The sequence below is a fragment of the Nocardia sp. NPDC060220 genome, assembly GCF_042727815.1.
Lineage (GTDB): Bacteria > Actinomycetota > Actinomycetes > Mycobacteriales > Mycobacteriaceae > Nocardia.
In genome coordinates this window covers 1-5909 of record NZ_JBHWZY010000423.1, presented here as the reverse complement: position 1 = coordinate 5909, position 5909 = coordinate 1, and the positions used below count along the sequence as shown (strand labels likewise).

Sequence of the window (5909 nt, the reverse complement as noted above, 5' to 3'; positions counted from 1 at the left end):
GGGCGTCGCCGCGATCGTCCTCTACTACCCGCTGTCGCTGCTGATCAGCGACGCCCCGTGGACGCTCTTCGTCGCCCAGCCGTACCTGATCTGCCTCGACGAGGCGGCAGATCAGGACGGCGCCCTTCCCGGCAAGTTCCTCACCGCCGCCGATCTCGGGCATACCGGCGAAGGCGTCGAACACAAGCCGGTCCTGCTCGACCAGGCGGGCAACCCGGTGGTGCCCAACGGCTCGCTGGGGCACCGCTTCGGCGAGGGCGACGCGGGCAAGTGGAACCTCGACCTCGAGGGTGTCGACCCGCTGCTCACGCTGCTCGGTCATTCCGACGACGCGCCGGCCACGATCGCGCTGCCGCGTTTCGACACCGACGTCGCCGGGTCGATCATTCGTGGTGTTCCGACGAAGATCGTCGCGGGCAAGCGCGTCACCACGGTCTTCGACCTGCTGCTCGCCCAGTACGGTGTCGGCCGCGACGGTCTGCCGGGCGAGTGGGCGAAGGGTTATGACGACGCCGAGTCGCCGTACACCCCGGCCTGGCAGGAGGCCATCACCGGCGTTCCCGCCGTGCAGGCCGCTCGCATCGGCCGCGAATTCGCCGACAATGCGGAACGTTCCGGCGGTCGCTCGATGATCCTGATGGGCGCGGGCACCAACCACTGGTTCCACTCCGATCAGATCTACCGTGCCTTCTTCACCCTGACGCTGCTCACCGGCTGTCAGGGCAAGAACGGCGGCGGCTGGGCCCATTACGTCGGCCAGGAGAAGTGCCGACCCGTCACCGGCTGGGCCACACTGGCTTCGGCATCGGACTGGCAGCGCCCGCCGCGTCAGATGCAGGGCACCGTGTTCTGGTACCTCACCAATGATCAGTGGCGCTACGACCCGTTCACCTCGGACTCGTTCGCCTCGCCGCTGGGCAAGGGCAAGTTCGCCGGGCGCACCGCCGCCGACAACATCGCCCTGGCGAGTCGTCTCGGCTGGATGCCCAGCTACCCGACGTTCAACCGCAACCCCCTCGACCTCGCCGACGAGGCTGCCGAAGCGGGCAAGACCCCCGCCGAGCACGTCGTCGACGGTTTGAAATCCGGCGACCTGCGCTTCGCCTGTGAGGACCCCGACGCACCGGAGAACTTCCCGCGCGTGCTCACCGTGTGGCGCGCGAACCTGCTCGGTTCCTCGGGCAAGGGCAACGAGTACTTCCAGAAGCATCTGCTCGGCTGCGGCTCCAACCTGCAGACCACCGACGCGACCGGGGTGCGCCCGCAAGAACTGGAATGGCGCGAGGAAGGCGCCGAGGGCAAGCTCGATCTGCTGCTCGCACTGGACTTCCGGATGACCAGCACCACGCTGTTCGCCGACATCGTGCTCCCCGCCGCCACCTGGTACGAGAAGCACGACCTGTCCTCCACCGACATGCACCCGTTCGTGCACGCCTTCTCCCCCGCCATCTCCCCGCCGTGGGAGGCCAAGACCGACTTCGAGGCGTTCCACCGGATCGCGCGTGGTTTCTCCTGGCTGGCCGAGAAGCACCTCGGCACCCGCAAGGACATCGTCGCGGTGCCGTTGCAGCACGACTCCCCCGATGCGCTCGCGCAGGCCGGCGGCAAGGTGCTGGACTGGAAAGCCGGTGAGTGCGAACCGATTCCGGGCAAGACCATGCCCAAGATCGTGGAGATCGAACGCGACTACACCAAGATCGCGGAGAAGCTGGCCGCGCTCGGGCCGCTGGTGGAGAAGCTCGGTCTGACGACCAAGGGCGTCACCACCTTCCCCGAGGAAGAAGTGGCGTACCTGGCCGGACAGAACGGCACCATCGTCTCCGGCATCGCCGCGGGCCGGCCGTCGCTGGCCAAGGACACCCACGCCGCCGAGGCCATCCTGTCGCTGTCGGGCACCACCAACGGCCGCCTGGCCGTCGAAGGGTTCGAGGCGCTCGAGCGGCGTACCGGCACCGAACTGGTCGACCTCGCGAAAGAGGCCGAGGGCAAGCGGATCACCTTCGCCGACACCCAGGCTCGCCCGGTGCCGGTGATCACCTCGGCGGAATGGTCGGGCTCGGAATCCGGGGGACGCCGGTACTCGCCGTTCACCATCAATGTCGAGCGGCTCAAGCCGTGGCACACCCTCACCGGTCGCCAGCACTTCTACCTCGACCACGACTGGATGATCGAACTCGGCGAGCAACTGCCGATCTTCCGTCCACCGCTCGACATGTCGGCGCTGTTCGCGGAGCCGAGCATCGGCAATGTGAGCGGCAACGGACTGACGGTGCGGTACCTGACCCCGCACTCCAAGTGGTCGATCCACTCCGCCTACCAGGACAACCTGCACATGCTGACGCTCTCGCGCGGCGGTCAGACGATCTGGATGTCGGACGTCGACGCCAAGAAGATCGGGGTGGCCGACAACGACTGGATCGAGGCGATCAACCGCAACGGCGTGGTCGTGGCCCGCGCGATCGTCTCGCACCGCATGCCAGAGGGCACGGTCTTCATGTACCACGCCCAGGACCGCGCGGTCGACGTGCCGCGCATCGAAGGCGCCGAGGACACCACCAAGGAGGCCAAGGGCAAGCGCGGCGGTATCCACAACGCGCTCACCCGGGTGCTGATCAAGCCCTCGCACCTGATCGGCGGCTACGCCCAGCAGTCCTTCGCCCTGAACTACCACGGCCCCACCGGAAACCAGCGTGACGAAGTCACGACTATCCGTCGCCGCAACCAGAACGTGGAGTACTGACATGCGCGTAATGGCACAGCTCGCCATGGTCATGAACCTGGACAAGTGCATCGGCTGCCACACCTGCTCGGTCACCTGCAAGCAGGCGTGGACCAACCGTGGCGGTACCGAGTACGTCTGGTTCAACAATGTGGAAACCCGGCCGGGACAGGGTTATCCGCGCCAGTACGAGGACCAGGAGAAGTGGAAGGGTGGCTGGACGCTCAACAAGCGCGGCAAGCTGACCCTGAAGTCGGGCTCGCGGTTCAAGCGCCTGATGAACATCTTCGCCAACCCGGATCTGCCCACGGTCGCCGACTACTACGAGCCGTGGAGCTACGACTACGACAACCTGCTGTCGTCGCCGCCCATGGACACCACCCCGGTGGCGCGGCCCAAGTCGCTGATCACCGGTGAGGACACCAAGGTCACCTGGGGCGCGAACTGGGACGACGATCTGGGTTCGGGTCCGGAGCAGGTCGCCAAGGACCCCTTGCTCGGCAAGCTCGAGACCAAGGTGAAACTGGAGTTCGAAGAGACCTTCATGTTCTACCTGCCGCGCATCTGCGAGCACTGCCTCAACCCCTCGTGCGCCGCGTCGTGCCCCTCCGGCGCGATCTACAAGCGCGAGGAAGACGGCATCGTGCTCGTCGACCAGGACAAGTGCCGTGGTTGGCGCCAGTGCATCACCGGCTGCCCGTACAAGAAGATCTACTTCAACCACAAGACGGGCAAGGCGGAGAAGTGCACCTTCTGCTACCCGCGCGTGGAGGTCGGCATCCCGACCGTGTGCTCGGAAACCTGCGTCGGGCGGCTGCGCTACATCGGCGTGATGCTCTACGACGCCGACGCGGTGCTCGAAGCGGCCCAGGTCACCGATCCGCAGGACCTCTACACCTCGCAGCTCGGCGTGTTCCTCAACCCGCACGACCCGCGCGTGATCGCCGAAGCCGAGAAGGCCGGGATCTCCCCGGAATGGATTCAGGCCGCCCAGGATTCGCCGGTCTACAAGCTGATCGTCGACTACCAGCTGGCGCTGCCGCTGCATCCGGAATACCGGACGATGCCGATGGTCTGGTACGTGCCGCCGCTGTCGCCGGTGGTGGACGTGCTCACCGAGACCGGGCACGACGGCGAGGACGCGCGCAACCTGTTCGGCGCGATCGACGCGCTGCGCATCCCGATCGAGTACCTGGCCGAGCTGTTCACCGCCGGTGAGATCGGCCCGGTGCGCTCGTCGCTGCAACGGCTGGCCGGGATGCGGGCGTTCATGCGATCGGTCAACCTCGGTGAGGAACCCGAGGCCGATATCGCGCCGTCGATCGGTCTCGAGCCCGAGGAGATCGAGGCCATGTACCGGCTGCTCGCCATCGCCAAGTACGAGCACCGGTACGTGATCCCGATGGGCGCGACATCCAAGGCGCACGAACTGGATTCGCTGGCCACCGGGTGCAGTCTCGACACCGACGGCGGACCGGGCATGACCGCGTTCGACCAGGTCGTCGAGAAGTTCTCGCTCTCCGACACCAATCAGGCCGCGCCGGAGGAGAAGTCGGGCCGGATCAACCTGCTCAACTGGGACGGGCGCAGCACCAGTGGACTCGTGCCGACCACGAACGGCAACGGGGGTACCGGCAACGGCGCCGGTAACGGCAACGGCAGCAACGGCGCTGCCGTCGCCGACTCGCCCGTGAGCGGTGTCGCGCCATGAGTCTGCTCTCCATCCGCAAACGGCCCGAACCGGTGACGGCGATGCCCGAGCACGACCGCAGGGTCGTGTGGCGGCTGGCCGCGCTGCTGCTGGACTACCCGGGCGAGCAGACCTTCGCGATGCTCGACCAATTGTCCGGCGCCGCAGCGCAATTGCCCGACGAGGTGCAGGCGCACTTCGCCGCGCTGCTGGCCTATCTGCGCGACACTCCGGCGATCGAGGTGGCACAGAGCTACGTCGAGACCTTCGACATGCGCCGCCGCGCCAGCCTGCACCTGACGTTCTACGCCTTCGGCGACACCCGCAAACGCGGCATGGCACTGCTGCGGTTCAAGCACGCCTACCGCCAGGCCGGGGTGGAACTCGGCGACGAGGAACTGCCCGACCACCTGCCGGTGCTGCTGGAATTCGCCGCCACCATCGACCCGATCGGCGGCGAACGCCTGCTCGGCGAGCACGTACCGGTCATGGAGCTGCTGCGACTGTCGCTGGGCGACAACAACTCTCCCTACAGCGGCGTCCTCGCCGCGGTGCTCACCACCTTGCCGCCGGTGACCACCGCCGACCGCAGGCGCATCGCCGAACTCGCCGCCCAGGGTCCGCCCGAGGAAGAGGTCGGCCTAGAACCCTTCGCCATGGACCCCGCCCTCTTCGAAGCAACAGAAGGCCGCCGATGAACGCAACCATCCCCCTGCCCGAAGGCCTGTGGCTGATCCTGCCCTATATCGCGGCGACGTCCTTTGTGCTGGGCCATGTCTGGCGCTACCGCTTCGACCAGTTCGGCTGGACCACCCGGTCCTCGCAGATCTATGAGTCCAAGCTGCTGCAACTGGGCAGCCCGCTGTTCCACTTCGGCATGCTCGGGGTGTTCGGCGGGCACGTGATGGGTCTGCTGATTCCCGAATCCTGGACCTCGGCGATCGGCATCTCCGAGCACGCCTACCACATCGTCGCGGTCGGCGCGGGGTCGATCGCGGGCCTGATGGTCGTGCTCGGCGTGGCCATCCTGTGCTACCGCCGCATCGCCATTCCCGCCGTGCGCAAGAACACCAGCCGCAACGACGTCATGATGTACACGCTGCTGACCTTGGCCCTGGTCACCGGGCTGCTCAACACCTGGGGTTCCAACCTGCTGTGGGGCACCTACAACTACCGCACCACGGTCTCCCCCTGGTTCCGCAGCCTGTTCTCGATCAACCCCGAACCGGGTCTGATGGTCGGCGTCCCCTGGACCTTCCAACTCCACGGCCTCGTCGTTCTCGCGCTGATCGCGGCGTGGCCCTACACCCGGCTGGTCCACATGTTCAGCGCCCCCATCGGCTACCTCACCCGCCCCTACATCGTCTACCGCCGCAAGGAAGTGGACACCAAGGACAAGACCCGCTTCGCGAAGGCTTGGGACGCCCCGGTCACACCCGACCGCTGGTAGTTCACAGTGCCCGTGTCACCGGCCCGCCCGCTCTCCACGCAGGCGGGCCG

Annotated in this window: 4 protein-coding genes; all 4 read left to right on the top strand. The window is 67.0% G+C overall.

Annotated elements, in window-relative coordinates:
- Positions 1-2740 (top strand): molybdopterin-dependent oxidoreductase (locus ACFWF3_RS21355; protein ID WP_379314993.1); only part of this gene is annotated, 2740 nt, incomplete at its 5' end.
- Between the two features lie 10 nt (positions 2741-2750).
- The gene (narH, locus tag ACFWF3_RS21350) at positions 2751-4430 is read left to right on the top strand and encodes a nitrate reductase subunit beta (protein ID WP_379314994.1); all 1680 of its coding nucleotides are present in this window, start codon (positions 2751-2753) and stop codon (positions 4428-4430) included.
- A complete protein-coding gene (gene narJ / locus ACFWF3_RS21345) occupies positions 4427-5107 on the top strand; it encodes a nitrate reductase molybdenum cofactor assembly chaperone (RefSeq protein WP_378991305.1) in 681 nt (226 codons plus the stop codon). Before narH ends, narJ begins: the two co-directional genes overlap by 4 nt.
- Positions 5104-5859: a respiratory nitrate reductase subunit gamma gene (narI, locus tag ACFWF3_RS21340; protein ID WP_378991304.1), complete on the top strand. Its 756-nt coding sequence runs from the start codon at positions 5104-5106 to the stop codon at positions 5857-5859. The genes narJ and narI overlap by 4 nt, the downstream gene beginning before the upstream one ends.
- Positions 5860-5909: the final 50 nt, after the last annotated feature.